The organism is Paraburkholderia sp. J94 (assembly GCF_905220285.1).
Taxonomy (GTDB): Bacteria; Pseudomonadota; Gammaproteobacteria; order Burkholderiales; family Burkholderiaceae; genus Paraburkholderia; species Paraburkholderia tropica_A.
Genome location: NZ_CAJMZH010000021.1, coordinates 112,493 through 137,688, shown reverse-complemented (window position 1 = coordinate 137,688; position 25,196 = coordinate 112,493). Strand labels below are relative to the sequence as shown.

35 protein-coding genes are annotated in these 25,196 nt (G+C 61.9%); 33 read left to right on the top strand and 2 right to left on the bottom strand.

Going from position 1 to position 25,196, the window contains the following annotated elements:
- The first annotated feature begins 173 nt into the window (after positions 1-173).
- The 31 genes from rplC (at position 174) to dsbD (ending at position 19,673) form a co-directional block, all read left to right on the top strand.
- A complete protein-coding gene (gene rplC, locus U4Y88_RS33905; RefSeq protein WP_065062826.1) occupies positions 174-833 on the top strand; it encodes a 50S ribosomal protein L3 in 660 nt (219 codons plus the stop codon).
- Positions 833-1,453, top strand: a complete 621-nt coding sequence (gene rplD / locus U4Y88_RS33900) for a 50S ribosomal protein L4 (RefSeq protein WP_065062797.1) — start codon at positions 833-835, stop codon at positions 1,451-1,453. The genes rplC and rplD overlap by 1 nt, the downstream gene beginning before the upstream one ends.
- Complete coding sequence (rplW, locus tag U4Y88_RS33895) at positions 1,450-1,764, top strand: 50S ribosomal protein L23 (protein ID WP_065062794.1); 315 nt, start codon at positions 1,450-1,452, stop codon at positions 1,762-1,764. The genes rplD and rplW overlap by 4 nt, the downstream gene beginning before the upstream one ends.
- 2 nt (positions 1,765-1,766) lie before the next feature.
- On the top strand, positions 1,767-2,594 hold the full coding sequence (rplB, locus tag U4Y88_RS33890) for a 50S ribosomal protein L2 (RefSeq protein ID WP_224018140.1): 828 nt from the start codon (positions 1,767-1,769) through the stop codon (positions 2,592-2,594).
- 10 nt (positions 2,595-2,604) lie between these two features.
- Complete coding sequence (rpsS, locus tag U4Y88_RS33885) at positions 2,605-2,880, top strand: 30S ribosomal protein S19 (protein WP_006998484.1); 276 nt, start codon at positions 2,605-2,607, stop codon at positions 2,878-2,880.
- A gap of 12 nt (positions 2,881-2,892) precedes the next feature.
- Complete coding sequence (gene rplV / locus U4Y88_RS33880; RefSeq protein ID WP_004199272.1) at positions 2,893-3,222, top strand: 50S ribosomal protein L22; 330 nt, start codon at positions 2,893-2,895, stop codon at positions 3,220-3,222.
- Positions 3,223-3,233: 11 nt separating this feature from the next.
- A complete protein-coding gene (gene rpsC / locus U4Y88_RS33875; RefSeq protein WP_028213348.1) occupies positions 3,234-4,028 on the top strand; it encodes a 30S ribosomal protein S3 in 795 nt (264 codons plus the stop codon).
- Positions 4,029-4,030: 2 nt separating this feature from the next.
- Positions 4,031-4,447, top strand: coding sequence for a 50S ribosomal protein L16 (gene rplP, locus U4Y88_RS33870; RefSeq protein ID WP_027797288.1), 417 nt, complete (start codon positions 4,031-4,033; stop codon positions 4,445-4,447).
- 10 nt (positions 4,448-4,457) lie between these two features.
- Entirely contained in the window at positions 4,458-4,652 is a 195-nt protein-coding gene (gene rpmC, locus U4Y88_RS33865; RefSeq protein WP_027819350.1) for a 50S ribosomal protein L29, read from the top strand.
- Complete coding sequence (gene rpsQ, locus U4Y88_RS33860) at positions 4,649-4,921, top strand: 30S ribosomal protein S17 (protein ID WP_065062790.1); 273 nt, start codon at positions 4,649-4,651, stop codon at positions 4,919-4,921. The genes rpmC and rpsQ overlap by 4 nt, the downstream gene beginning before the upstream one ends.
- Before the next feature lie 357 nt (positions 4,922-5,278).
- A complete protein-coding gene (gene rplN, locus U4Y88_RS33855; protein ID WP_006998478.1) occupies positions 5,279-5,647 on the top strand; it encodes a 50S ribosomal protein L14 in 369 nt (122 codons plus the stop codon).
- 9 nt (positions 5,648-5,656) lie between these two features.
- Positions 5,657-5,965: a 50S ribosomal protein L24 gene (gene rplX, locus U4Y88_RS33850; RefSeq protein WP_310631335.1), complete on the top strand. Its 309-nt coding sequence runs from the start codon at positions 5,657-5,659 to the stop codon at positions 5,963-5,965.
- A gap of 16 nt (positions 5,966-5,981) precedes the next feature.
- Positions 5,982-6,521 (top strand): 50S ribosomal protein L5, encoded by a 540-nt coding sequence (gene rplE / locus U4Y88_RS33845; protein WP_065062786.1) that lies wholly within the window; start codon positions 5,982-5,984, stop codon positions 6,519-6,521.
- Between the two features lie 7 nt (positions 6,522-6,528).
- Positions 6,529-6,834, top strand: a complete 306-nt coding sequence (rpsN, locus tag U4Y88_RS33840; protein WP_027819346.1) for a 30S ribosomal protein S14 — start codon at positions 6,529-6,531, stop codon at positions 6,832-6,834.
- A 14-nt stretch (positions 6,835-6,848) separates the two neighbouring features.
- Positions 6,849-7,244, top strand: a complete 396-nt coding sequence (gene rpsH, locus U4Y88_RS33835; protein WP_027819345.1) for a 30S ribosomal protein S8 — start codon at positions 6,849-6,851, stop codon at positions 7,242-7,244.
- A gap of 18 nt (positions 7,245-7,262) precedes the next feature.
- Positions 7,263-7,793, top strand: a complete 531-nt coding sequence (gene rplF, locus U4Y88_RS33830) for a 50S ribosomal protein L6 (RefSeq protein WP_065062784.1) — start codon at positions 7,263-7,265, stop codon at positions 7,791-7,793.
- Positions 7,794-7,805: 12 nt separating this feature from the next.
- The gene (gene rplR, locus U4Y88_RS33825) at positions 7,806-8,171 is read left to right on the top strand and encodes a 50S ribosomal protein L18 (protein ID WP_027819343.1); all 366 of its coding nucleotides are present in this window, start codon (positions 7,806-7,808) and stop codon (positions 8,169-8,171) included.
- A 14-nt stretch (positions 8,172-8,185) separates the two neighbouring features.
- Positions 8,186-8,704, top strand: coding sequence for a 30S ribosomal protein S5 (gene rpsE, locus U4Y88_RS33820; RefSeq protein WP_028206522.1), 519 nt, complete (start codon positions 8,186-8,188; stop codon positions 8,702-8,704).
- 11 nt (positions 8,705-8,715) lie between these two features.
- Positions 8,716-8,898 carry a 50S ribosomal protein L30 gene (rpmD, locus tag U4Y88_RS33815; protein ID WP_010106952.1) on the top strand — a complete coding sequence of 61 codons (183 nt, stop codon included), beginning with the start codon at positions 8,716-8,718 and terminating at the stop codon, positions 8,896-8,898.
- A 29-nt stretch (positions 8,899-8,927) separates the two neighbouring features.
- Positions 8,928-9,362 (top strand): 50S ribosomal protein L15, encoded by a 435-nt coding sequence (rplO, locus tag U4Y88_RS33810; protein WP_027797298.1) that lies wholly within the window; start codon positions 8,928-8,930, stop codon positions 9,360-9,362.
- Positions 9,363-9,421: 59 nt separating this feature from the next.
- The gene (secY, locus tag U4Y88_RS33805) at positions 9,422-10,768 is read left to right on the top strand and encodes a preprotein translocase subunit SecY (protein ID WP_224018144.1); all 1,347 of its coding nucleotides are present in this window, start codon (positions 9,422-9,424) and stop codon (positions 10,766-10,768) included.
- 7 nt (positions 10,769-10,775) lie between these two features.
- The gene (gene infA / locus U4Y88_RS33800) at positions 10,776-10,994 is read left to right on the top strand and encodes a translation initiation factor IF-1 (protein ID WP_004521905.1); all 219 of its coding nucleotides are present in this window, start codon (positions 10,776-10,778) and stop codon (positions 10,992-10,994) included.
- Between the two features lie 20 nt (positions 10,995-11,014).
- Positions 11,015-11,131, top strand: a complete 117-nt coding sequence (gene rpmJ / locus U4Y88_RS33795) for a 50S ribosomal protein L36 (protein WP_027797300.1) — start codon at positions 11,015-11,017, stop codon at positions 11,129-11,131.
- Positions 11,132-11,173: 42 nt separating this feature from the next.
- A complete protein-coding gene (gene rpsM / locus U4Y88_RS33790; protein WP_205993805.1) occupies positions 11,174-11,539 on the top strand; it encodes a 30S ribosomal protein S13 in 366 nt (121 codons plus the stop codon).
- A 28-nt stretch (positions 11,540-11,567) separates the two neighbouring features.
- Positions 11,568-11,972 (top strand): 30S ribosomal protein S11, encoded by a 405-nt coding sequence (gene rpsK, locus U4Y88_RS33785; protein WP_006052224.1) that lies wholly within the window; start codon positions 11,568-11,570, stop codon positions 11,970-11,972.
- A 165-nt stretch (positions 11,973-12,137) separates the two neighbouring features.
- On the top strand, positions 12,138-12,761 hold the full coding sequence (gene rpsD, locus U4Y88_RS33780; protein ID WP_224018146.1) for a 30S ribosomal protein S4: 624 nt from the start codon (positions 12,138-12,140) through the stop codon (positions 12,759-12,761).
- Between the two features lie 124 nt (positions 12,762-12,885).
- Positions 12,886-13,863 (top strand): DNA-directed RNA polymerase subunit alpha, encoded by a 978-nt coding sequence (locus U4Y88_RS33775; RefSeq protein WP_027819335.1) that lies wholly within the window; start codon positions 12,886-12,888, stop codon positions 13,861-13,863.
- Positions 13,864-13,991: 128 nt separating this feature from the next.
- A complete protein-coding gene (rplQ, locus tag U4Y88_RS33770) occupies positions 13,992-14,384 on the top strand; it encodes a 50S ribosomal protein L17 (protein ID WP_027819334.1) in 393 nt (130 codons plus the stop codon).
- A gap of 314 nt (positions 14,385-14,698) precedes the next feature.
- Positions 14,699-17,143: a family 20 glycosylhydrolase gene (locus U4Y88_RS33765; protein WP_321789201.1), complete on the top strand. Its 2,445-nt coding sequence runs from the start codon at positions 14,699-14,701 to the stop codon at positions 17,141-17,143.
- A 264-nt stretch (positions 17,144-17,407) separates the two neighbouring features.
- A complete protein-coding gene (gene cutA, locus U4Y88_RS33760; protein ID WP_310631331.1) occupies positions 17,408-17,740 on the top strand; it encodes a divalent-cation tolerance protein CutA in 333 nt (110 codons plus the stop codon).
- Complete coding sequence (dsbD, locus tag U4Y88_RS33755; protein ID WP_321789199.1) at positions 17,733-19,673, top strand: protein-disulfide reductase DsbD; 1,941 nt, start codon at positions 17,733-17,735, stop codon at positions 19,671-19,673. Before cutA ends, dsbD begins: the two co-directional genes overlap by 8 nt.
- 118 nt (positions 19,674-19,791) lie before the next feature.
- Here the strand turns inward: dsbD and hemB are convergent, their stop codons facing one another.
- Together hemB and yihA are read right to left on the bottom strand one after the other, a co-directional pair.
- Positions 19,792-20,790 (bottom strand): porphobilinogen synthase, encoded by a 999-nt coding sequence (gene hemB / locus U4Y88_RS33750; RefSeq protein ID WP_224018153.1) that lies wholly within the window; start codon positions 20,788-20,790, stop codon positions 19,792-19,794.
- Positions 20,791-21,228: 438 nt separating this feature from the next.
- Positions 21,229-21,891, bottom strand: a complete 663-nt coding sequence (gene yihA, locus U4Y88_RS33745) for a ribosome biogenesis GTP-binding protein YihA/YsxC (protein WP_310631329.1) — start codon at positions 21,889-21,891, stop codon at positions 21,229-21,231.
- 236 nt (positions 21,892-22,127) lie between these two features.
- Here yihA and U4Y88_RS33740 point away from each other — a divergent pair, with 236 nt between their 5' ends.
- Together U4Y88_RS33740 and U4Y88_RS33735 are read left to right on the top strand one after the other, a co-directional pair.
- A complete protein-coding gene (locus tag U4Y88_RS33740) occupies positions 22,128-22,802 on the top strand; it encodes a c-type cytochrome (protein ID WP_224018157.1) in 675 nt (224 codons plus the stop codon).
- Positions 22,803-22,918: 116 nt separating this feature from the next.
- Positions 22,919-25,177 carry a cytochrome c biogenesis protein ResB gene (locus U4Y88_RS33735; RefSeq protein ID WP_321789197.1) on the top strand — a complete coding sequence of 753 codons (2,259 nt, stop codon included), beginning with the start codon at positions 22,919-22,921 and terminating at the stop codon, positions 25,175-25,177.
- The last annotated feature ends 19 nt before the right edge of the window (positions 25,178-25,196 follow it).

The window sequence follows — 25,196 nt, the reverse complement described above, 5'->3', positions numbered from 1 at the left end:
TGATCGCGCTAAGTCTTTGATTGCTTGCGGAAATCGTGGGAGGGCGTTATACTTGACGTCTTTTCGCGCATTTGCGCAAAAAAATCGGTGTGCCTTGCGAGCCTTTACCTCGGAAACACGCCGGTACTTTGTAAATTAGCCCCGACCAATCGCAGTCGGGAATGGAGAAAACGATGAGCCTTGGACTCGTAGGTCGCAAGGTTGGCATGACCCGTATCTTCACGGCCGAAGGGGATTCGATTCCCGTGACCGTGCTGGACGTGTCCGACAACCGCGTGACGCAGATCAAGACTGTTGAAACCGACGGCTACACGGCCGTGCAGGTTGCGTTCGGTACGCGCCGCGCTTCGCGCGTGACGAAGCCGATCGCAGGTCATCTCGCCAAAGCCGGTGTTCAAGCCGGTGAAATCCTCAAGGAATTCCAGATCGACGCCGCCAAGGCTGCCGAGCTGTCGAATGGCGCCGTGATCGGTGTGGACCTCTTCTCGGAAGGCCAGAAGGTCGATGTGCAAGGCACCTCGATCGGTAAGGGCTACGCCGGTACCATCAAGCGTTACAACTTTGCTTCGGGTCGTGCTTCGCACGGTAACTCGCGCTCGCACAATGTGCCGGGCTCGATCGGTATGGCGCAGGATCCGGGTCGTGTTTTCCCGGGTAAGCGCATGACCGGTCACATGGGTGACGAAACCGTGACGGTGCAAAACCTCGAAATCGCCCGTATCGACGCAGAGCGTAGCCTGCTGTTGGTCAAGGGTGCCGTGCCGGGTGCAAAGGGCGGCAAGGTTTTCGTGACGCCGGCTGTCAAGGCACGCGTCAAGAAAGGAGCGCAATAATGGAACTGAAGCTCCTGAACGCTAATGGTCAGGAAGGCGCAGCAGTTAACGCGTCGGACGTCGTGTTCGGCCGTGACTACAACGAAGCGCTGATCCATCAGATCGTTGTCGCCTATCAGGCGAACGCGCGCAGCGGTAACCGCGCGCAGAAGGACCGTGAGCAGGTCAAGCACACCACCAAGAAGCCGTGGCGTCAGAAGGGTACGGGCCGCGCTCGTGCCGGTATGTCGTCGAGCCCGCTGTGGCGTGGCGGTGGTCGCATCTTCCCGAATTCGCCGGAAGAAAACTTCGCTCACAAGGTCAACAAGAAGATGCATCGCGCAGGCCTCTGCTCGATCTTCTCGCAGCTGGCCCGTGAAGGCCGCATCTCGGTCGTCGAAGAGCTGTCGCTCGAAGCGCCGAAGACGAAGCTGCTGGCCGAAAAGTTCAAGGCCATGGGTCTCGAATCCGTGCTGGTCATCACCGACACGGTCGACGAGAACCTGTTTCTCGCGTCGCGCAACCTGCCCCACGTGGCAGTCGTTGAGCCGCGTTTTGCCGACCCCCTCTCGCTGATCTACTTCAAGAAGATCCTGATCACGAAGGCAGCGGTCGCCCAGATCGAGGAGTTGCTGTCATGAGCGAGATTCGCAAGAACGATCATCGTTTGATGCAGGTCCTGCTCGCGCCGGTGATCTCCGAAAAGGCGACGCTGGTGGCGGAGAAGAACGAACAAGTCGTCTTCGAAGTCGCCCCGGATGCGACGAAGCAGGAAGTCAAGGCTGCTGTCGAGCTGATGTTCAAGGTGGAAGTCGACTCCGTCAACGTGCTGGTCCAGAAGGGTAAAGCCAAGCGCTTTGGCCGCTTCAACGGCAAGCGCAAGGACGTGAAGAAGGCGTACGTCTGCCTGAAGCCCGGCCAGGAAATCAACTTTGAAGCGGAGGCCAAGTAATCATGGCAATCGTGAAAGTTAAGCCGACTTCGCCGGGTCGCCGCGCGATGGTCAAGATCGTCAACAAGGATCTGCATAAGGGTAAGCCGTTCGCCGCGCTGCTCGACACGCAATCCACGACGGCTGGCCGTAACAACAATGGTCGCATCACGACCCGTCACAAGGGTGGTGGTCACAAGCAGCACTACCGTGTGATCGACTTCCGTCGTACGAAGGACGGCATTCCGGCAAAGATCGAACGCCTGGAATACGACCCGAACCGTAGTGCGAACATCGCGCTGGTTCTGTACGCAGACGGTGAGCGTCGCTACATCATCGCCCCGAAGGGCGCGGTGGTTGGCCAGCCGCTGATGTCGGGTTCGGAAGCGCCGATCAAGTCGGGTAACGCTCTGCCGATCCGTAACATCCCGGTCGGTACGACGATCCACTGCATCGAAATGCTGCCGGGCAAGGGCGCGCAGATCGCGCGTTCGGCTGGTACGTCGGCAATGCTGCTGGCACGCGAAGGCGTCTACGCGCAGGTTCGTCTGCGTTCGGGCGAAATCCGCCGCGTCCACGTCGAGTGCCGCGCGACGATCGGTGAAGTTGGCAACGAAGAACACAGCCTCCGTCAAATCGGTAAGGCTGGTGCGAACCGCTGGCGCGGCATCCGCCCGACGGTCCGCGGCGTTGCAATGAACCCGGTTGATCACCCGCACGGTGGTGGTGAAGGCAAGACTGCTGCAGGTCGCGATCCGGTTAGCCCGTGGGGCACGCCGGCTAAGGGCTACCGCACCCGTAGCAACAAGCGCACGACGAGCATGATCGTCCAGCGCCGTCACAAGCGCTAAGGAGTAGGCAATGGCACGTTCTATTAAGAAAGGTCCGTTCTGCGACGCCCATTTGCTGAAGAAGGTTGAGGCAGCTGCAGCATCGCGTGACAAAAAACCGATCAAGACCTGGTCGCGTCGCTCGACGATCCTGCCGGACTTTATCGGCCTGACGATCGCCGTTCATAACGGCCGTCAACACGTTCCCGTGTATGTCACGGAAAACATGGTCGGCCACAAGCTTGGCGAGTTCGCACTGACCCGTACGTTCAAGGGTCACGCGGCCGACAAGAAGGCCAAGAAATAAGGGGCAATCAAGATGGAAGTGAAGGCAATTCATCGCGGTGCCCGCATCTCGGCGCAGAAAACGCGCCTTGTGGCTGACCAGATCCGCGGTCTGCCGGTCGACAAGGCACTGAACGTTCTGACGTTCTCGCCGAAGAAAGCGGCTGGCATCGTGAAAAAGGTTGTGCTCTCGGCGATCGCAAACGCGGAACACAACGAAGGCGCTGACATCGACGAGCTCAAGATCAAGAGCATCTACGTCGACAAGGCGGCTTCGCTGAAGCGTTTCACCGCGCGCGCCAAGGGCCGCGGCAACCGCATCGAGAAGCAATCCTGTCACATCACTGTGACGGTCGGGAATTAAGGAGCCATACGATGGGACAGAAAATTCATCCGACTGGCTTCCGTTTGGCCGTCAGCCGCAATTGGGCTTCGCGTTGGTACGCGAACAACAACAATTTCGCGGCGATGTTGAAGGAAGACATCGGTGTTCGTGAATACCTGAAGAAGAAGCTGAAGAACGCTTCGGTGGGCCGTGTTGTGATCGAGCGTCCGGCAAAGAACGCTCGCATCACGATTTACAGCTCGCGCCCGGGTGTGGTGATCGGCAAGAAGGGCGAGGACATCGAACTCCTCAAGGCCGAACTCCAGAAGCGCATGGGCGTTCCGGTTCACGTGAACATCGAAGAAATCCGCAAGCCGGAAACCGACGCGCAGCTGATCGCCGACTCGATCACGCAGCAGCTCGAGCGCCGCATCATGTTCCGTCGCGCAATGAAGCGCGCGATGCAGAACGCGATGCGTCTGGGTGCCCAAGGCATCAAGATCATGAGCGCCGGCCGTCTGAACGGTATCGAAATCGCACGTACCGAGTGGTACCGCGAAGGTCGAGTGCCGCTTCACACGCTGCGTGCTGACATCGACTACGCAACCTCGGAAGCGAAGACGACGTACGGCATCATCGGCGTGAAGGTTTGGGTCTACAAGGGCGACACGCTCGGCCGCAACGACGCACCGGTGGTGGAAGAAGTCGCCGAAGAAAAGCGTCCGCGCCGCAACGCGCGTCCGGGCGATCGTCGTCCGCGCCGTGATGGCGAAGGTGCACCGGGCGCACGCCGTGGCGCACCGCGCCGTGGCGCTGCCGGCGGTGACGGCAAGAGTGGAGAATAACGATGCTGCAACCGAAACGCAGGAAGTATCGCAAAGAGCAGAAGGGTCGTAACACCGGCGTCGCAACTCGCGGCAACGCAGTTTCGTTCGGCGAATACGGTCTGAAGGCTATCGGTCGTGGTCGCCTGACCGCGCGTCAGATTGAAGCGGCGCGTCGTGCAATGACGCGTCACATCAAGCGTGGCGGCCGCATCTGGATCCGTATCTTCCCGGACAAGCCGATCTCGCAAAAGCCGGCGGAAGTGCGTATGGGTAACGGTAAGGGTAACCCTGAGTACTACGTCGCAGAGATTCAACCGGGCAAGATGCTGTACGAAATGGATGGTGTGTCCGAAGAACTGGCCCGTGAAGCGTTCCGTCTGGCTGCAGCGAAGCTGCCGCTGAAGACGGTCTTCATGGTTCGCCAGCTCGGCGCCTAAGGAGTTAATGATGAAGGCATCTGAACTTCTTCAGAAAGACAAGGCCGCGCTCGATCAAGAGCTGTCGGACCTCTTGAAGGCGCAATTCGGCCTGCGCATGCAACTCGCGACCCAGCAGCTCACGAACACGAGCCAGCTGAAGAAGGTTCGTCGCGACATCGCACGTGTGCGGACCGTCCTGACTCAGAAGGCGAACCAGAAATGAACGAAAGCGTGAAAACCTCGCTTAAGCGGACGCTGGTCGGCAAAGTCGTCAGCAACAAGATGGACAAGACGGTCACCGTCCTGGTCGAGCGCCGCGTCAAGCACCCGATCTACGGCAAGTACGTCGTGCAGTCGAAGAAGTACCACGCTCACGACGAGTCGAACACGTACAACGAGGGTGACCTCGTTGAAATCCAGGAGACCCGTCCGCTGTCGAAGACGAAGGCCTGGACCGTGTCGAAGCTGGTAGAAGCAGCACGCGTCATCTAAAACGTCCGTTTCAGATGATGAAACATCCCGGGGTTCTCCCCCGGGATGCAGAAGTAGTTGAAATCGCAGAAGATTTCGCTTGCTAGACCAAGATTATCGAGTTATAGTCTTGGTCTTCCCTCTTTATGGGTTCGCTGTTGGCAAAGCAGCGGGTAAACATGAAAGGGGAAGCAAAATCCGGGCGCCAGTCCGGGTTAGCAAGATTCACCGGAATGCGATGGCCGGTTTCGTTTGCCGTCGCTGCTGTTCATACCCAAGCAGCTGAGCGGTCGTTCTAGTGGCGGCGCGGCTGACGGGACCAAGACTGACCGGATGTGCCATGGTGGCGCGACCGGATTAAGTTGGGATAGATAAACCATGATCCAGACCGAAACTCGGCTTGAAGTAGCCGACAACACGGGTGCGCGTGAAGTCATGTGCATCAAGGTGCTCGGCGGCTCGAAGCGTCGTTATGCCAGCATTGGCGACATCATCAAGGTGACCGTCAAGGAAGCAACGCCGCGCGGGCGCGTGAAAAAGGGCGAAATCTACAACGCTGTTGTGGTTCGCACCGCGAAGGGCGTGCGCCGTCAAGACGGCTCGCTGATCAAGTTCGATGGCAACGCCGCCGTGCTTTTGAACACCAAGCTTGAGCCGATCGGCACCCGTATTTTCGGGCCGGTTACGCGTGAGCTGCGTAGCGAACGATTCATGAAGATCGTTTCGCTGGCGCCGGAAGTGCTGTAAGGAGTCGCGATGAACAAGATTCGCAAGGGTGACGAAGTTATTGTCGTCACTGGCAAAGACAAGGGCAAGCGCGGCGTCGTGGTGGCAATTGGCGAAGACCGCGTGACCGTCGAAGGCATCAACATCGCGAAGAAGCATGTTAAGCCGAACCCCATGAAGGGTACGACGGGTGGCGTTGAAGCCAAGGCAATGCCGCTGGCTATCTCGAACGTCGCATTGGTCGACGCGAACGGCAAGCCGTCGCGCGTGGGCATCAAGGTCGAAGGGGACAAGAAGGTTCGTTTCCTTAAGACGACCGGTGCTGTTCTGAGCGCCTGACGCTGCGGAGTAAAAAATGGCACGTTTGCAAGAATTTTATAAAGAGAAGGTCGTTCCCGGCCTGATCGAGAAGTTCGGTTACAAGTCGATCATGGAAGTGCCGCGCCTCACCAAGATCACCCTGAACATGGGTGTCGGTGAAGCCGTTGCTGACAAGAAAGTACTTGAGCACGCCGTGGGCGACCTCACGAAGATCGCCGGTCAGAAGCCTGTCGTGACGAAGTCGCGCAAGGCAATCGCCGGTTTCAAGATTCGTGAAGGCTACCCGATCGGCACGATGGTCACGCTGCGTGGCCAGGCAATGTACGAATTCCTGGACCGTTTCGTGACGGTTGCGCTCCCCCGCGTGCGCGACTTCCGTGGCGTGTCGGGCAAGGCGTTCGATGGCCGTGGTAACTACAACATCGGTGTGAAAGAGCAGATCATTTTCCCCGAAATTGACTACGACAAGATCGACGCGCTGCGTGGGCTGAACATCAGCATCACGACGACCGCGAAGACCGACGAAGAAGCAAAGGCACTGCTCGCCAGCTTCAAGTTCCCGTTCAGAAACTGAGGTTACCGTGGCTAAACTGGCACTGATCGAACGTGAAAAGAAGCGCGCTCGTCTGGCAGCGAAATTTGCGCCGAAGCGCGCAGAGCTGAAGGCGATCATCGACGACCAAAGCAAGTCGGAAGAAGAGCGTTACGCAGCTCGCCTCGAACTGCAACAACTGCCCCGCAACTCGAACCCGACCCGCAAGCGTAACCGCTGCGCGATCACGGGTCGTCCGCGTGGCACGTTCCGCAAATTCGGTCTCGCACGTAACAAGATTCGTGAAATCGCGTTCCGTGGTGAGATCCCTGGCATCACCAAGGCGAGCTGGTAATAGGAGAAACATAAATGAGCATGAGTGATCCTATCGCCGATATGCTGACTCGCATCCGCAATGCGCAGATGGTCGAGAAAGTTTCGGTTGCTATGCCCTCGTCGAAAGTGAAGATTGCGATTGCGCAGGTTCTGAAGGACGAAGGTTATATCGACGACTTCGCGGTGAAAACCGAAGGTGCGAAGTCGGAATTGAACATCGCGTTGAAGTACTACGCTGGCCGTCCCGTTATCGAGCGCATCGAACGCGTCTCGAAGCCGGGTCTGCGCGTGTACCGCGGCCGCAACGACATCCCGCAGGTCATGAATGGCCTCGGCGTTGCGATCGTGTCGACGCCCAAGGGTGTGATGACGGACCGCAAGGCGCGCGCTACTGGCGTCGGCGGCGAAGTTATCTGCTACGTCGCTTAAGGCCTAAGGAGAAGAAACATGTCTCGAGTAGGTAAGAGCCCGGTCGCGCTGCAAGGCGCAGAAGCGACGCTCAGCGACGAGAAGATTACCGTCAAGGGCGCGCTGGGCACGATTTCGCAAGCTGCGAACCGCCTCGTGAAGGTGGTGAACGACAACGGCACGCTCAAGTTCGAGCCGGCCGACGACAGCCGCGAAGCAAACGCAATGTCGGGCACGATGCGCGCGATCGTCGCGAACATGGTGCAGGGCGTGACGAAGGGTTTCGAGCGCAAGCTGACGCTGGTTGGCGTCGGTTACCGTGCTCAAGCACAAGGCGACAAGCTGAACCTGTCGCTGGGTTTCTCGCACCCCGTGGTGCACCAGATGCCGGAAGGCGTGAAGGCCGAAACCCCGTCGCAAACGGAAATCGTGATCAAGGGGATCGACAAGCAGAAAGTCGGCCAAACCGCAGCCGAAGTGCGCGGTTATCGCCCGCCTGAGCCCTACAAGGGCAAGGGTGTGCGTTACGCCGACGAGGTTGTGATCCTCAAAGAAACGAAGAAGAAGTAAGGGTGCGCAATCATGGATAAGACTCAATCTCGCCTGCGCCGCGCTCGTCAGACGCGTCTCAAGATCGCTGAGCTGCAAGTCGCGCGCCTGGCCGTGCATCGCACGAACACGCACATTTACGCGCAAGTGTTCTCGCCCTGCGGCACCAAGGTGCTGGCCAGCGCATCGACGCTTGAAGCCGAAGTGCGTGCGCAACTGGCTGACCAGTCGGGCAAGGGTGGCAATGTCGCCGCTGCCTCGCTGATCGGCAAGCGTATCGCAGAAAAGGCTAAGGCCGCCGGCATCGAATCCGTCGCCTTTGACCGCTCGGGTTTCCGCTACCACGGCCGCGTCAAGGCGCTGGCTGATGCAGCGCGCGAAGCCGGGCTCAAGTTCTAAGGAAGGAATTCGTCATGGCAAAGATGCAAGCGAAAGTTCAGGCTGACGAACGCGACGACGGCCTTCGTGAAAAAATGATTTCGGTCAATCGCGTGACCAAGGTCGTGAAGGGTGGCCGTATTCTCGGCTTCGCCGCACTGACCGTGGTTGGCGATGGTGATGGCCGCGTCGGTATGGGCAAGGGCAAGTCGAAAGAAGTGCCCGTCGCTGTCCAGAAGGCGATGGAACAAGCTCGTCGCAACATGTTCAAGGTGCCCCTGAAGAACGGCACCCTGCAACACGAAGTGCACGGCAAGCATGGCGCATCGGTCGTCCTCCTCGCTCCGGCGAAGGCTGGTACGGGCGTGATCGCCGGCGGCCCGATGCGCGCAGTGTTCGACGTGATGGGCGTGCAGAACGTCGTGGCCAAGAGCCACGGTTCGACGAACCCGTACAACCTCGTTCGTGCAACGCTGGACGGTCTGCGCAAGCAGTCGACCCCGGCTGACATCGCGGCGAAGCGCGGCAAGTCCGTCGAAGACATTCTGGGCTAAGGGTGGGCACTATGTCTGAAAAAACTGTCAAGGTTCAGCTCGTCAAGAGCCTGATTGGGACCCGCGAAACGCACCGTGCCACCGTGCGCGGTCTCGGCCTGCGTCGCCTGAACTCGGTCTCCGAGCTGCAGGATACGCCGGCTGTGCGCGGCATGATCAACAAGGTCTCGTACCTCGTTAAGGTCATCGGCTAAGCGGTCGACCAAGACTCCAGGAGTTGAAAATGGAATTGAATAACCTGAAGCCGGCAGAAGGCGCGAAGCACGCAAAGCGTCGCGTCGGTCGCGGCATCGGCTCCGGCCTCGGCAAGACCGCTGGCCGTGGTCACAAGGGTCAGAAATCGCGTTCGGGCGGCTTCCACAAGGTTGGCTTCGAAGGCGGTCAAATGCCGCTGCAGCGTCGTCTGCCGAAGCGTGGCTTCACCTCGCTGACGAAGGAATTCGTCGGTGAAGTGCGCCTCGCCGACATCGAGAAGCTGCCGGTCGACGAAATCGATCTGTTGGCTCTCAAGCAGGCAGGCCTGGTTGGCGAACTGACCAAGAGCGCGAAGATCATCGCCACCGGCGAGATCAAGCGTAAGGTCGTCGTGAAGGGCCTGGGTGCGACGAAGAATGCGCGTGCTGCGATTGAAGCAGCAGGCGGTTCTTTTGCCGAGTGATTGTGAGTGGTGCGCGCGGGTTCGCCCGCCGTCACTAACATCTGCATCGGAGAAGCTACTTGGCTACTAGCCCGAGTCTCGCAAAAACCGGTCGCAGCGCTCCGAAGTTCGGCGACCTGCGTCGGCGTGCAATGTTCTTGCTGCTGGCGCTGGTCGTTTATCGTATCGGTGCGCACATTCCGGTTCCGGGTATCGACCCAGACCAGCTGGCGAAGCTCTTTCAAAGCCAGTCGGGCGGCATCCTGGGCATGTTCAACATGTTCTCGGGTGGCGCGCTGTCTCGCTTCACGATCTTCGCGCTGGGTGTGATGCCGTATATTTCGGCGTCGATCATCCTGCAGCTGATGGCGATCGTCTCGCCGCAGCTGGAAGCGCTGAAGAAGGAAGGGCAGGCCGGACAACGCAAGATCACGCAGTACACGCGGATCTTCACGGTGGTGCTGGCGACGTTTCAGGCGTTTGGCATCGCGGTCGCGCTGGAAAACCAGCCTGGCCTCGTGATCGATCCGGGCATGGTGTTTCGCCTGACGACGGTCGTAACGCTCGTGACGGGCACGATGTTCCTGATGTGGCTTGGTGAGCAGATCACGGAACGCGGTCTCGGCAACGGCATTTCGATCATCATCTTCGGCGGGATCGCAGCGGGCTTCCCGAATGCGATTGGCGGTCTGTTCGAACTGGTTCGCACCGGCTCGATGGGCCCCGTCTCGGCGATCATCATCGTGGCGCTGATCGCGGCTGTGACGTACCTGGTGGTGTTCATCGAACGCGGCCAGCGCAAGATCCTCGTGAACTATGCGAAGCGTCAGGTCGGTAACAAGATTTACGGCGGGCAGTCGTCCCACCTGCCGCTCAAGCTGAACATGTCGGGCGTGATTCCGCCGATCTTCGCATCGTCGATCATCCTGTTCCCGGCAACGATTCTGAATTGGTTCAGCTCGGGTTCGCGATCCAACTGGTTCGCAGACACGCTGCACAACCTGGCTGAAGCTCTCAAGCCCGGCCAACCCGTGTACGTGTTGCTGTATGCGTTGGCGATCGTCTTCTTCTGCTTCTTCTACACCGCACTGGTGTTCAACAGCAGGGAAACGGCCGACAACCTGAAGAAGAGTGGCGCGTTCGTACCTGGCATCCGCCCGGGCGATCAGACGGCTCGCTATATCGACCGCATCCTCACGCGTCTGACGCTGGCCGGTGCGATCTATATCGTGTTCGTCTGCCTGCTGCCGGAGTTTCTGGTGCTGCGCTGGAATGTGCCGTTTTATTTTGGTGGCACGTCGCTGCTGATCATTGTCGTCGTCACAATGGACTTCATGGCGCAGGTGCAGTCGTACGTCATGTCGCAACAATACGAATCGCTGCTCAAGAAGGCGAACTTCAAGGGTGGCGGAGTCCCGATGCGCTGAAGGACATATGGCCAAAGACGATGTGATCCAGATGCAAGGTGAGGTCATAGAAAACCTCCCTAACGCTACTTTCCGGGTGAAACTGGAAAACGGCCATGTGGTCCTTGGGCATATTTCCGGGAAGATGCGGATGCACTATATCCGCATCCTTCCGGGCGACAAGGTGACGGTTGAGTTGACGCCTTACGATCTGTCGCGTGCGCGGATCGTGTTCCGGGCGAAGTGATTTAGAAAAAGGGTAATATCATGAAAGTGATGGCATCGGTAAAGCGCATGTGCCGTAACTGCAAAATCATCAAGCGCAACGGCGTCGTTCGCGTGATTTGCAGCACGGACCCGCGCCACAAGCAGCGTCAAGGCTGATCAGCGCGCTTTTTGCTTGCGCTTTTTGTTTGAGGAAAAACAATGGCTCGTATCGCAGGGGTTAACATCCCGAACCACCAGCACACGGAAATCGGCCTTACGGCGATCTTCGGTATCGGCCGCACGCGTTCGCGCAACATCTGCGTCGCTGCTGGTGTCTCGTTTGACAAGAAGGTCAAGGACCTGACCGACGCGGATCTCGAAAAGCTGCGTGATGAAGTGGGCAAGTTTGTCGTCGAAGGCGATCTCCGCCGTGAAACGACGATGAACATCAAGCGCCTGATGGATCTCGGCTGCTACCGCGGCGTGCGCCATCGCAAGGGCCTGCCCCTGCGTGGCCAGCGTACGCGTACCAACGCACGTACGCGCAAGGGTCCGCGCCGCGCAGCACAGTCGCTGAAGAAGTAAGCGGTTCTGACAGTTACAGGAAAACGTAATGGCTAAGGCTTCGAACAACTCCGCGGCGCAACGCGTTCGCAAGAAGGTTAAGAAGAACGTCGCCGAGGGCGTGGTTCACGTTCACGCGTCGTTCAACAACACGATCATCACGATCACCGACCGTCAAGGCAATGCACTCGCCTGGGCAACGTCGGGCGGTCAGGGCTTCAAGGGTTCGCGTAAGTCGACGCCCTTCGCAGCTCAGGTCGCAGCTGAATCGGCTGGCCGTGTTGCAATGGAATACGGCGTCAAGAACCTCGAAGTGCGTATCAAGGGCCCCGGCCCGGGTCGCGAATCGGCGGTGCGCGCGCTGCATGGTCTTGGCATCAAGATCACCGCGATCTCCGACGTGACGCCGGTCCCGCACAACGGCTGCCGTCCGCCGAAGCGCCGTCGTATCTAAGGCGTCGCGCTTGCCGACTGCCTGAGCCGCCGGTAACGGCGTCCCAGGCTCTCGGCGCTATTGAATTGACTAAGCCCACCGTTCGGTCCAAAGGGCCGGACTAGCGCGAGTCGCGGGGTCTCCCCGTTTCAGGCTTCGCGTGATCAATTATCGAAGGAAAGCAACGTGGCACGTTATATCGGCCCGAAGGCCAAGCTGTCCCGCCGTGAAGGCACCGACCTCTTCCTGAAGAGCGCACGCCGCTCGCTCGCTGACAAGTGCAAGCTCGACAGCAAGCCGGGTCAACACGGCCGCACCTCGGGTGCGCGCACGTCCGACTACGGCACGCAGCTGCGCGAGAAGCAAAAAGTGAAGCGTATCTACGGCGTGCTCGAGCGTCAGTTCCGCCGCTACTTCGCGGAAGCTGACCGTCGCAAGGGCAACACCGGCGAAAACCTGCTGCAACTGCTCGAATCGCGTCTCGACAACGTCGTGTACCGCATGGGCTTCGCATCGACCCGCGCTGAAGCGCGTCAGCTCGTGAGCCACAAGGCTCTCACGCTGAACGGCGTCGTTGCTAACGTCCCGTCGATGCAAGTGAAGGCAGGCGACGTCGTCGCTATTCGCGAAAAGGCGAAGAAGCAGGCGCGTATCGCTGAAGCCCTCTCGCTGGCAGAGCAAGGCGGCATCGCAGGCTGGGTCGCAGTCGACGCGAAGAAGTTCGAAGGTACGTTCAAGGGCGTGCCGGAGCGCAGCGACATCGCTGGCGACATCAACGAAAGCCTGATCGTCGAATTGTATTCGCGTTAATCGAATTGACGGCCGGGGTAACCTCTGTGCTTCGCGCAGGAGGAAGCCTCGGCTGTTTTTTTCAGGTTGTGGCCATCTCAGCCTTATCGGTGTAACGAGCCGAGGGTATTGAAAAGGAAAACCTATGCAAACCAGTTTGTTGAAACCCAAGATCATCGCTGTGGAATCGCTCGGCGACAACCACGCGAAAGTGGTCATGGAGCCGTTCGAACGCGGTTATGGCCATACCTTGGGTAACGCGCTTCGGCGCGTGCTGCTGTCGTCGATGGTGGGCTACGCGCCGACCGAAGTGACGATCGCAGGCGTCGTGCACGAATACTCGACGCTCGATGGTGTGCAAGAGGATGTGGTCAACCTGCTGTTGAACCTGAAGGGTGTGGTCTTCAAGCTGCATAACCGTGACGAAGTGACGGTTACGCTGCGCAAGGAAGGCGAAGGCGTTGTCACCGCTGGCGACATCGAACTCTCGCACGACTGCGAAGTCATCAACCCGGAACACGTCGTTGCGCATCTGACGAAGGGCGGCAAGCTCGACGTCCAGATCAAGATCGAGAAGGGCCGCGGCTACGTGCCGGGCAACGTGCGCCGTTACGGCGACGAGTCGGCCAAGATCATCGGCCGCATCGTGCTGGACGCTTCGTTCTCGCCGGTTCGCCGCGTGAGCTACGCAGTGGAAAGCGCGCGTGTCGAACAGCGTACCGACCTCGACAAGCTCGTGATGAACATCGAAACCAACGGCGTGATCTCGCCTGAGGAAGCGATCCGCCAGTCGGCGCGCATCCTCGTGGATCAGCTGTCGGTGTTCGCTGCACTGGAAGGCACGGAAACGGCGGCGGAAGCCCCGTCGCGCGCACCGCAGATCGATCCGATCCTGCTGCGTCCGGTGGACGATCTCGAACTCACGGTTCGCTCGGCGAACTGCCTGAAGGCCGAGAACATCTACTACATCGGCGACCTGATCCAGCGTACCGAGAACGAGCTGCTCAAGACCCCGAATCTGGGTCGCAAGTCGCTCAACGAGATCAAGGAAGTGCTCGCTTCCCGCGGTCTCACGCTCGGCATGAAGCTCGAAAACTGGCCGCCGGCTGGTCTCGACAAGTAAGAAGTCTGGCACGGACGCGGATTTTCCTTTAAAATCCGCGTCTTGCCTTTTTCACGTACCGGCCCGTGCCTTGGTAGTCTCGAGGCGATAGAAGAGCTGGACCAAAACTTTGTTTCAAGGAAATTGAAATGCGTCACCGTCATGGTCTGCGGAAACTGAACCGCACGAGCAGCCACCGTCTGGCAATGCTCCGTAACATGTCCAACTCGCTCATCGAGCACGAAGTCATCAAGACGACGCTGCCGAAGGCGAAGGAACTCCGTAAGGTTGTCGAGCCCCTCATCACGCTGGGCAAGAAGCCGTCGCTGGCAAACCGTCGTCTGGCGTTCAACCGCCTGCGCGATCGTGACTCGGTCACGAAGCTGTTCGACGTGCTCGGTCCGCGTTTCGCGAACCGTCCGGGCGGCTACCTGCGTATCCTGAAGTTCGGTTTCCGTGTTGGCGACAACGCACCGATGGCACTGGTCGAACTGCTCGACCGTCCGGAAGTCACGGAAGAGAACATCCAGGAAGCGGAATAAGCTTTCAGTCGCTCAATCCCGTATTGAGCGATGTGCGAAAAAGCCAGGCCTAGCCTGGCTTTTTTGTTTTGGGCGCCTCCAGACTGGAAACCGATCCTCGATCTGCTTGCTTAAAGACAGCGGAGCTTGACGTACTGCGACCTCGGCGCGGAATCGTCACCGTATAGTCAGGGACAGAAGCGGGCGTCGCCGGCGATGGAGGAGACATGGATCACTGGTCCCAAAATATTTTAGGATTCCGTAGTAATAGTGCGCGTGAAGTATGCAATATCGCGGCGCGTTCGGCGCTTCGATTCGTCATGGCGTGTTGCGCGATGCTTGCCGTGCTGGCGCTCGGCGCTTGCGGCAGTTCTCTCGACAGTTCAAAGTCACCCGGCGCCCAGGCCGCAAAGCTCGGCGACAGCCTGAAGCTGAGCGTCGCGATCGATACGAACGATGCGAGCCAGGCGGGCGTGTCCTGCGCGAATCTCGGCGCGGACTGGGCGAGTTGCGCGCGCGGTCGCCTGATCCTCGAAAATCGCGGCTCGGAGCCCGTGAGCGCGGGCGGTTGGACGCTCTATCTGCACAGCATCCGGCGCGTGCTGGCGATCGACAATGCGGCGATCGCGTGGCGTCACATCACGGGCGATCTGTATGCCCTGTCGCCGGCCCAAGGGGCGTTTACGCTGGCGCCGGGGCAGCGTCTCGAAGTGCCGTTCGTGGGCGAATACTGGTATCGGCGCTATAGCGATTTGCTGCCGCGTGCCTACGTGGTGGTCGAGGGCGCGCCGGCGGTTGTCCTCAAGGCGAACAATACCGACGATGAAACGCAGTACGTCGAAGGTCTGCCGCCCAACGCGGACAGCGCGGCCGATTTCGAGCAGACGCCTGCGCAGATCCAGCGCGCCCGCGCCGAGGCCGCCGCGCCGTCCGCGCAGCAGGTCGCGGCGCGCGCGGTTCCGGCCGTCCTGCGCGAGCAGGCGGGCGACGGCGATCTGAGCGTCGGCGGCGTGGCGCTCGCGGCGCCCGATCTTCAGGCCGGGCAACTGGCGGCACTCGAGGCGCGGGCATCGGCGCTCGGGCTGACGGGTACGCCGGTCGCGGTGACGGGCCGCATCGCGCCCACTGCGCTGCCCAGCGACGTGGCCGTGTCGGGCGGCTATCGCCTGACGATCGCGCGCGGCGGCGTGACCATCGACGGCTACGACGCCGCCGGCGTGTACTACGGCGTGCAGACGCTCTTTGCGCTGACGCCCGCAGGCGGCGGCCGCGTGCCCGCGCTGACGATCGAAGACGCGCCGCGCTACACGCATCGCGGCATGATGGTCGATCTCGCGCGCAACTTCCGCCATCCGGCCACGCTCGAGCGCTTGATGGACCAGATGAGCGCCTACAAGCTCAATCGCCTCCATCTGCATCTGTCCGACGACGAAGGCTGGCGCATCCAGATTCCCGGCTTGCCCGAGCTGACCGACATCGGCGGCCAGCGTTGCCATGATCCCGACGAGAACCGTTGTCTGCCGCCGCAACTGGCTTCGGGCCCGAACAACGAATCGGGCGGCGGCTACCTGAGCCGCGCCGACTACGTAGCGCTCGTGCGCTACGCCGCGGATCGCTTCATCGAAATCATTCCCGAAATCGACATGCCCGCCCACGAACGGGCCGCCGTGGTGGCGATGGAGGCGCGTTACCGCAAGCTGCACGCGCACGGTGACGAGCCGGGAGCGAACGAATACCGGCTGCTCGATCCGCAGGACACCACGAACATGACGTCGGTGCAGTTCTACGACCGGCGCACGGCGCTCAATCCGTGTTCTGAGAGCGCGCGCCGCTTCGCCAACAAGGTCATCGGCGAAATCGCGGCGATGCACCGGGACGCGGGCGCGCCGCTCTCGCTCTGGCACTTCGGCGGCGACGAGGCGAAGAACATCCTGCTCGGCTCGGGCTTCCAGGCGCTCGACGGTAGCGACGCCGGCAAGGGCCGCATCAATCTCGCGGCGCAGGACAAGCCGTGGGCGCGCTCGCCCTGGTGCGCGGCGTGGATTCAGCAAGGCAAGGTCGCTTCGGTCGACGAACTGCCGACGAAGTTCGCGACCGATGTCAGCCAGCTTGTCAGCGCCAACGGCATCAACGCGATGGCGGCCTGGCAGGACGGCGTCAAGCACGCCAACGGCCCGCAGGACTTCGCGACGAAAAGCGTGATGGTGACGCTCTGGGACACGCTTTACTGGGGCGGCGCGGACACGGTTCAGTCGTGGAGCCAGAAGGGCTATCGGGGCGTGCTCGCGTTGCCGGATTACCTCTACTTCGATTTCCCGTACACCATCGATCCACACGAGCGCGGCTACTACTGGGGCTCGCACGCGACGGACAGCTTCAAGGTCTTTTCGCTTGCGCCCGACAATCTGCCGCAGAACGCCGAGATCATGCCCGATCGCGACGGCAAGCCGTTCGAGATCACGACTGCGGGCACGGCGCCGCACATCGAGGGCATGCAGGGGCAGGCGTGGGCCGAGGTGATTCGCAACGACCAACTGTTCGAGTACATGGTGTATCCGCGACTGCTTGCGCTGGCCGAACGCGCCTGGCACCGCGCTCCCTGGGAACTGCCGTATCGGGTGGGCGAGCGCTTCAAGCTCGGCGAGACCGACAAGGTCGACAAGGCCGCGCTGGCGCAGGACTGGGCCGCGTTCATGCGCGTACTCGAGACGCGCGAGATTGCCAAACTTCAGCGCTCGGGCGCGGTTGTGCGGCCGTCGCTCAGACTTTCCGGCAACTAACGGATCTCGCGCGATCCAGCGCTGAGCAAGGCGCGCGCAAGCCAGGTCTGCAACCAGTCCTGGCTTTTTCTGTTGCGTGCGTGGAATAAAGCGCGAGCCGCCGCGTTTGCCTGGTTGGCCCCGTCTTGTTGGCTTCGCTGCCGCGGAGTGCATGAACGAAGCCAATCGATGGCGGTGGTACGATAACGTCCTGCCTCAAGTCCCCGGCCTTTCGCGTGCGTACATACGCGGTGGCGCGCGCGGGACGCCCAGCCGGAGTTCGCCGTGACCCTCAATGTGACCCTGATGCTGACCACGGTGCCCGACGAGGACACCGCCGACAAGCTCGCTTCCGCGGCACTCGCGGCGCGGCTCGCGGCCTGCGTGACGCGGCTCGGCGCCGTGCATTCGCAGTATCACTGGCAGGGCAAGATCGAGTCCGGCAGCGAGATCCAGCTGCTTTTCAAGACGAGCCTCGCCCGCGCGGCCGAGCTCGAACAGTTCATCCAGACCCAGCATCCCTACGACACGCCCGAGATCCTCGCCTGGCAGGCGACGGCGTCGACCGCTTACGGGCAGTGGGTCAATACCGAAACCCAGCGTCCCCTCCATGTCTAACCGCTTCGATCGGCGCCTGCGCGCCGCGCCGTACGCTTCGCTGCTGGCCTCGCTGTTGTCGTTCTTCGCGTTTGTGGTCTGCGTGCTGCCGCTGCTGTTCGGCGCGTCGCCCGCGCACGCCGACGACGACTTCCTGCCGCCCGACCAGGCCTTCACGTTCAGCGCGAGCGAAGAGCCGGGCATGGTCGACGTGCACTTCAAGATCGCCGACGGCTACTACATGTACCGCGAGCGTTTCGCGTTCGAGGCGCAGAACGGCGCGACGATCGGCGATGCGCAGATTCCGCCCGGTCACGTGAAGTTCGATCCGACGTTCAACAAGAACGTCGAGACCTACCGCAAGGAGCTGACGATCCGCGTGCCGGTGAAGCAGGCGAGCGGCGCGTTCGATCTCACGGTGACGTCGCAGGGTTGCGCCGATGCGGGCATCTGCTATCCGCCCGCGCAGCACGTTTATCACGTGAGCGGCGCGGCGCTGCAGGCGGCGAATGCGTCGACGAACGCCACGAACGCTACGAGCGCGACTACGATCACCGCAGCAGCAACCACCACCGGCAGCACCGAAGAACCCTGGTACGAACGCGCCACGAGCGCCGACTACGCGCAATCGCTGCTGCAAGGCGGCGGCTTCTTCGCGGTGATCGGCCTTTACTTCGTCGCGGGCATGGTCCTGAGCCTGCTGCCCTGTTCGTATCCGATGATCCCGATCCTCTCGGCGATCATCGTCGGCGAGGGCGCGCAGGTGACGCGCTCGCGCGGCTTCGCGCTCTCGTTCGTCTACGTGCTCGGCATGGCGCTGGTCTACACGGTGCTCGGCATCGCGGCCGCGCTGGTCGGCCAGAGTCTGGGCGCCTGGCTGCAGAATCCGTGGGTACTCGGCGTGTTCGCCGTGCTGCTCACCGCGTTCGCCGTGATGCTGATCGCGGGCTACGACATCGCGCTGCCCCAGCGCTGGCAGGACGGCGCCTCGCGCGCGTCGCAGGGCCGTTCGGGCGGCAAGTTCGCCGCCGTCGCCGTGATGGGCGCGCTTTCCGCGCTCGTGGTGGGCGCGTGCATGACGGCGCCGCTGTTCGCCGTGCTCGCCTTCATCGCGCACACGGGCAACGCGGTGCTCGGCGGCGCGGCGCTGTTCGCGATGGGCATCGGCCTCGGCGTGCCGCTGATGATTCTCGGTCTCGGCGCGGGCACGCTGCTGCCGCGCGCGGGCACGTGGATGGACGGCGTGAAGGTGTTCTTCGGCGTCGTGCTGCTGGCCGCCGCGCTGTGGATCGTCTGGCCGGTGCTCGGCGCGACCGCGCAAATGCTGCTCGCCGCGCTCTGGCTGCTGCTGGCCGCCGCCGCGCTGGGCCTGTTCACACCGAATGCGGGCGCAACCAATGTGTGGCGGCGTCTCGGACGCGGTCTCGGCGCCGCATTCGCGATCTGGGCAGCGACGCTGATCGTCGGTCTCGCGGCGGGCTCGGTTGATCCGCTGCGTCCGCTTGCGGTGCTCGCCGCGCGCTCGGGAGGCGCGGGCGAGGCGGTAGCGGGTGCGCAACCGGGCGCGTCCACGAATGGCGCGGATGCGCTCGCGTTCGCGCCCGTGCGTTCGTCGGCGCAACTCGACGCGGCGCTCAAGTCGGCGGGCAAGCCCGCGATGCTCGACTTCTACGCGGACTGGTGCGTGAGCTGCAAGGAGATGGAGAAGTTCACGTTCAGCGACGCGCGCGTGCAGGCGCGTCTCGCGCAACTCGGCCTGCTGCGTGCCGACGTGACCGCCAACAGCCCCGACGATCAGGCGCTGCTCAAGCGCTTCGGTCTGTTCGGGCCGCCGGGCATCATCTTCTTCGATGCTCAGGGCAACGAAGTGCTGCGCGTGGTCGGTTACGAGAACGCCGACAAATTCCTCGCGCGGCTCGATCGCGTGGTCCCGGCGGCGAACACGCAGTCGTAAGCCGCGCACATCGACGCGCATCGACACGCATCGGCACGCATCGCCGCAAGACGCACAAATGAAAAAAGCCCCGGAAAACCGGGGCTTTTTTCGCATCTGAACGCGGTGAGCGCGTCGCTTACTTCTGCGCGCGCAACAGTCGCGCAGCGTCGAGCGCGAAGTACGTCAGGATGCCGTCGGCGCCCGCGCGCTTGAACGCGAGCAGCGATTCCATCATCACCTTGTCGTGATCGAGCCAGCCGTTTTGCGCGGCGGCCTTGAGCATCGCGTATTCGCCGCTCACCTGGTAGACGTAGGTCGGGAAGCGGAACTCGTCCTTCACGCGGCGCACGATATCGAGGTACGGCATGCCCGGCTTGACCATCACCATGTCCGCGCCTTCCTCGATGTCGAGGCGCACTTCGCGCATCGCTTCGTCCGAGTTCGACGGGTCCATCTGGTAGGTCATCTTGTTGCTCTTGCCGAGATTCGATGCCGAACCCACGGCGTCGCGGAACGGACCGTAAAACGCCGACGCGTACTTGGCCGAGTAGGCCATGATCTTCGTGTGGACGTGGTTCTCGCTCTCGAGCATTTCGCGGATCGCGCCGATACGGCCGTCCATCATGTCCGAAGGCGCGACGATGTCGACGCCCGCTTCGGCCTGCGTACGTGCCTGCGCAACGAGGATCTCGATGGTTTGATCGTTGATGACGTAGCCGTTCTCGTCGAGCACGCCGTCCTGGCCGTGGCTCGTGTACGGATCGAGCGCGACGTCGCAGAGCACGCCCAGATCGGGGAAGCGCTTCTTGAGTTCGCGCACGGCGCGCGGAATCACGCCGTCGGGATTGGTCGCTTCGATGCCGTCGGGCGTCTTGAGCGACGGATCGACAACGGGGAAGAGGGAGAGCACCGGAATGCCCAGCTCGACGCATTGTTCGGCCACACCCATCAGCAGGTCGATCGACACGCGCTCGACGCCGGGCATCGACGGCACGGCTTCGCGCACGTTCTCGCCCGCGATGACGAACACCGGGTAGATCAGATCGTTGGTGGTGAGGAGGTTTTCGCGCATCAGGCGGCGCGAGAAGTCGTCGCGGCGCATGCGGCGCGGACGGTGATGCGGATAGAAGCTCATGTCGGCGGATATCTCGAATCGGGGCGGCGGGCCAGGGCTGAAAACCAGCCGCGGTCGCGCGTGCAATTCATTTGCAATTGCTTGAAATGGAACCGCGCCGTGGGCGCAGGAAACTTTTCAGGACAATGGTATATCATACCGATCGAGCGAGGCGCCTTGCGCCAGACTCCCCGCTTCTCCTCCCTGAGCGGGTGCCTGTCGTTTTTCGATAAGGCTGTTTAGCCCGCCGGCACTTACGGCGGGTTTTTTTATGCGCAGTCGAAAACGTGCATTACGCATATTCTGGACGTCGCGCACGGTGTGCCGGGCGGCCTTTATGTGGGCTGCCGCACACTCACGCAGAGAAAAATCGGGATGGACTCGCCGGATGGCGGCGGCGCGCCCCGCGGCGTTGCTGCGCGGGGCCTGCGCCGATACTGCGGAGGAGCCGGGGCGCGCTTACGCGCCGGCTTTGGGGGTGGTGTCGCCGAGGCTGACCTGGGGCACGATCCAGCTTTCGATGACCGCGTGCGCCTCGTCGAGCCCGACACGCTTGAGCGCCGAAAAGAGCTGCGCGCTCAGCTTGCCCTGATAGCCCTGCTGACGGTATTCGTCGAACGCCTTGTTCGTCGTGCGCAGCGCGAGCACGCTTTCCTGACGCGTCAATTTGTCGCATTTTGTCAGGAGTGCGTGGATCGGCTTACCGGTGGGCGCGAACCACTCGATCATGCGGCAGTCCAGATCGGTCAGCGGACGGCGCGCGTCCATCATCATCACGAGGCCGCTCAGTTGCGCGCGCGTCTGCAGATACACCGAGAGCAGATGCTGCCAGTGCTGCTTGGCCGCTTCCGGCACTTCGGCGTAACCGTAGCCGGGCAGGTCGACCAGATAGCCGGACGGATCGTCGGCGAGACCCACCGAGAAATAGTTGATGTGCTGCGTGCGGCCGGGCGTCTTCGACGCGAAGGCGAGGCGCTTCTGGTTGCACAGCAGATTGATCGCAGTCGATTTGCCCGCATTCGAGCGGCCGGCGAACGCCACTTCCGGCCGCGCCGTGGCGGGCAGGTCGCGTAAATGATTCACCGTCGTGAAGAAACGGGCTTGATGCAGCAGGAAGGCCATCTGTAGGACCACATTATGAAATAACGAGGCGGCTGACCTACCTCGCCCGGAGACGCCCGGGAACGATATGGAGATATCGGGGAGAGGCCCGACTGGCGCGGTTGCGCCTTGCGCGCTATTGTACAATGCGACGGTTTACTGAAGACCCGTGAGGCCGGCGCGGGCTTTTCGAGCGAGATCGGTCGCCGTCGTACATTGCAGAACCTGATTCCCACAAGACGAAACAAGGTGCGCGAATGAATCGACTGTGCAAGTCCCTGAAAGTACTCAATTTTGCGATTGTTACGGTAACGGCAGGTCTTGCAGCAGGGGTGTCGATGATAGCGATGGCGGCGGATCCGGCAACCCCGGCGAAGCCCGACCTCGCGCGGGGGCAGGCGATCGCGGCGCAGGTGTGCGCGGCCTGTCACGCGGCCGACGGCAACAGCGCGGGCGGTGCCTATCCGAAGCTCGCCGGCCAGCACGCCGACTATCTCGTCAAGCAGTTGAAGGATTTCAAGCCGCAGCCCGGCGGCAAGCCCCCCGCGCGAAATAATGCGATTATGGCGGGCTTCGCATCGGCGCTGTCCGATCAGGATATGATCAACGTCGCCGCCTGGTTCGCGTCGCAAACGCCCAAGCCCGGCTTCGCCCACGACGCGAAGACCGTGCCGCTGGGCCAGAAGATCTGGCGCGCCGGTATCGCCGACAAGGGCGTGCCCGCCTGCGCCGCCTGCCACGGTCCGACCGGGCAGGGCATTCCGATCCAGTATCCGCGCTTGTCGGGCCAGTGGTCGGAGTACCTCGTTACGCAGCTCACGGCTTTCCAGCAGGGCACGCGCAACAACAACGAGCCGATGCATACGATCTCGCACCGTCTTTCGGACGACGAGATCAAGGCGGTGGCGGATTACGCGGCCGGCCTGCATTGACCGGTTCGCCGGAGTCGAAGAACAAGAAAAGGGTGTGGGCGCCGCGCGTATGCGGCGGTCCCGCACCCTTTTTTGCTGTAAGCGCGCACGTCGTGCGCACTCGAAGCGGAGTTTGAATGAGCGTCACCACGCAGGGTCTGCAGTTGAATGTCCGCCAGAAGGCGGTGAGAAGCGCCGTCGAACTGCTCAGTTCGATGCGTTTTGCCATCTCGCTGCTGGTCGTGCTGGCCATCGCGAGCATCATCGGCACGGTGCTCACGCAGGACGATCCCTATCCCAACTATGTGAATCAGTTCGGTCCGTTCTGGGCCGACATCTTCCGTTCGCTGAGCCTCTACACGGTCTATAGCGCGTGGTGGTTCATGACCATCCTCGGCTTTCTCGTGATCTCGATCTCGCTGTGCGTGATCCGCAACGGCCCGAAGATGATCGCCGACATGAAGAGCTGGAAGGACAAGGTGCGCGAAGGCAGCCTGCGCGCCTTCCATCACAAGGGCGAGTTCGCGCTCGAAGGCGCCACGCGCGAGCAGACCGCCGCGACGCTCGGCAAGCTGGCGGACCGCCTCGGCTACAAGTTCGTCACGCGCGAGACCGAAGGCGCCACGCTGATCGCGGCCAAGCGCGGCGCGCTCACGAAGATCGGCTATATCTTCGCCCACCTCGCGATCGTGGTGATCTGCGTCGGCGGCCTGCTCGACAGCAACCTGCCGATCAAATTCCAGATGTGGCTGTTCGACAAGTCGCCGATCCGCAGCAATGCCGTGATCAACGACATCTCGCCCGAACACCGCCTCTCGACCTCGAACCCGACCTTCCGCGGCTACGCGTGGGTGCCCGAAGGCCAGTTCGTCTCGACGGCCATCCTGAATCAGCCCGACGGCTCGCTGATCCAGGACCTGCCCTTCTCGATCCAGCTCAACAAGTTCATCGTCGATTACTACTCGACCGGCATGCCCAAGCTGTTCGCGAGCGACATCGTCGTGATCGATCACAAGACGGGCCAGCGCATTCCGGCGCGCATCGAGGTGAACGAGCCGTTCACGTACGACGGCGTCTCGATCTATCAGTCGAGCTTCCAGGACGGCGGCTCGCAGATGCAGATGACGGCCTGGCCGATGAGCGGCGCGAGCGCGAAAAGCTTCCCGTTCGGCGGCACGATCGGCAACTCGGCGCCGCTGAAGCTGCCCGCGGGCCAGAGCGTGCCGGGCGTGGACGGCCAGACCATCGAGTTCGCCGATTTCCGCGCCATCAACGTCGAGAACATCTCGAACGGCAGCGGTCAGACCGACGCGCGCGGCGTCGCGCATCAGACGCTCAAGGAAGCGTTCGACGAGCGTCTGGGTTCGGGCGCGAAGAGTTCGAAGCCGCTCGATCTGCATAACGTCGGGCCGTCGGTGCAGTACAAGGTGCGCGACAAGGACGGCCAGGCGCGCGAGTACAACAACTACATGCTGCCCGTCGACGTGAACGGCGAGCGCATGTTCCTCGCGGGCATGCGCGAGAATCCCGACGATCCGTTCCGTTACCTGCGCATTCCGGCCGACAGCGGCGGCACCATGAAGGAATGGATGATGCTGCGCGCCGCTTACGAGGACCCGGCGCTGCGCGCGCAGGCGGCGCATCGCTTCGCCGTGCGCTCGGTTCCCGAAGCGAACCACGAGCTTCAGCAGCATCTCGAAGACAGCGCGTCGCGCGTTCTGACCCTGTTCGCGGGCGCCGACGATTCGACTCAGGGTGCGCCGAAAGCGCAGCAGGGCGGCTTCCAGGCCGTGGCCGCGTTCATCGACAAGTCGGTGCCGAAGGAGCAGCAGGAAAAGGCCGCAGGCCTGTTGCTGCGCATGCTCGAAGGCGCGACGTGGGATCTCTGGCAGCTCGCGCGCGAGCAGGCCGGCGAGCCCGACCTGAAGCCGGACGCCGACTCGGCGCGCTTCGTTCAGGACTCGATCAATGCGGTATCTGACAGCTTTCTGTATGGATCGCCCGTCTATCTACAGCTCGATTCATTCAAGCAGGTGCAAGCTTCGGTATTTCAGTTGACGCGCGCACCGGGCAAAAAAGTCGTGTATCTTGGCAGCCTGTTGCTCGTGCTCGGCATCTTCTCGATGTTCTACGTGCGCGAGCGGCGTCTGTGGTTCTGGCTGAAGGACCGGAATGGCGAAGCAGGCGGCGGGCAGGGCGTGAACGTCATCATGGCGATGTCAACCGCGCGCCGTACACTCGACTTCGAGAAGGAATTTGCCCGTACCCGCGAAGCGGTCGCGCGCGCGCTCGGCGCGAAAGCGCAGGCCGCCGATGCTGAAGCCGACGCGGACGCCGAAGCCCACGCCAAGGCGGACCGCCATGCAAACGAAGGCGGGACGGACCGTGCACCTTGATCCTCGCGATCCTTGCGCG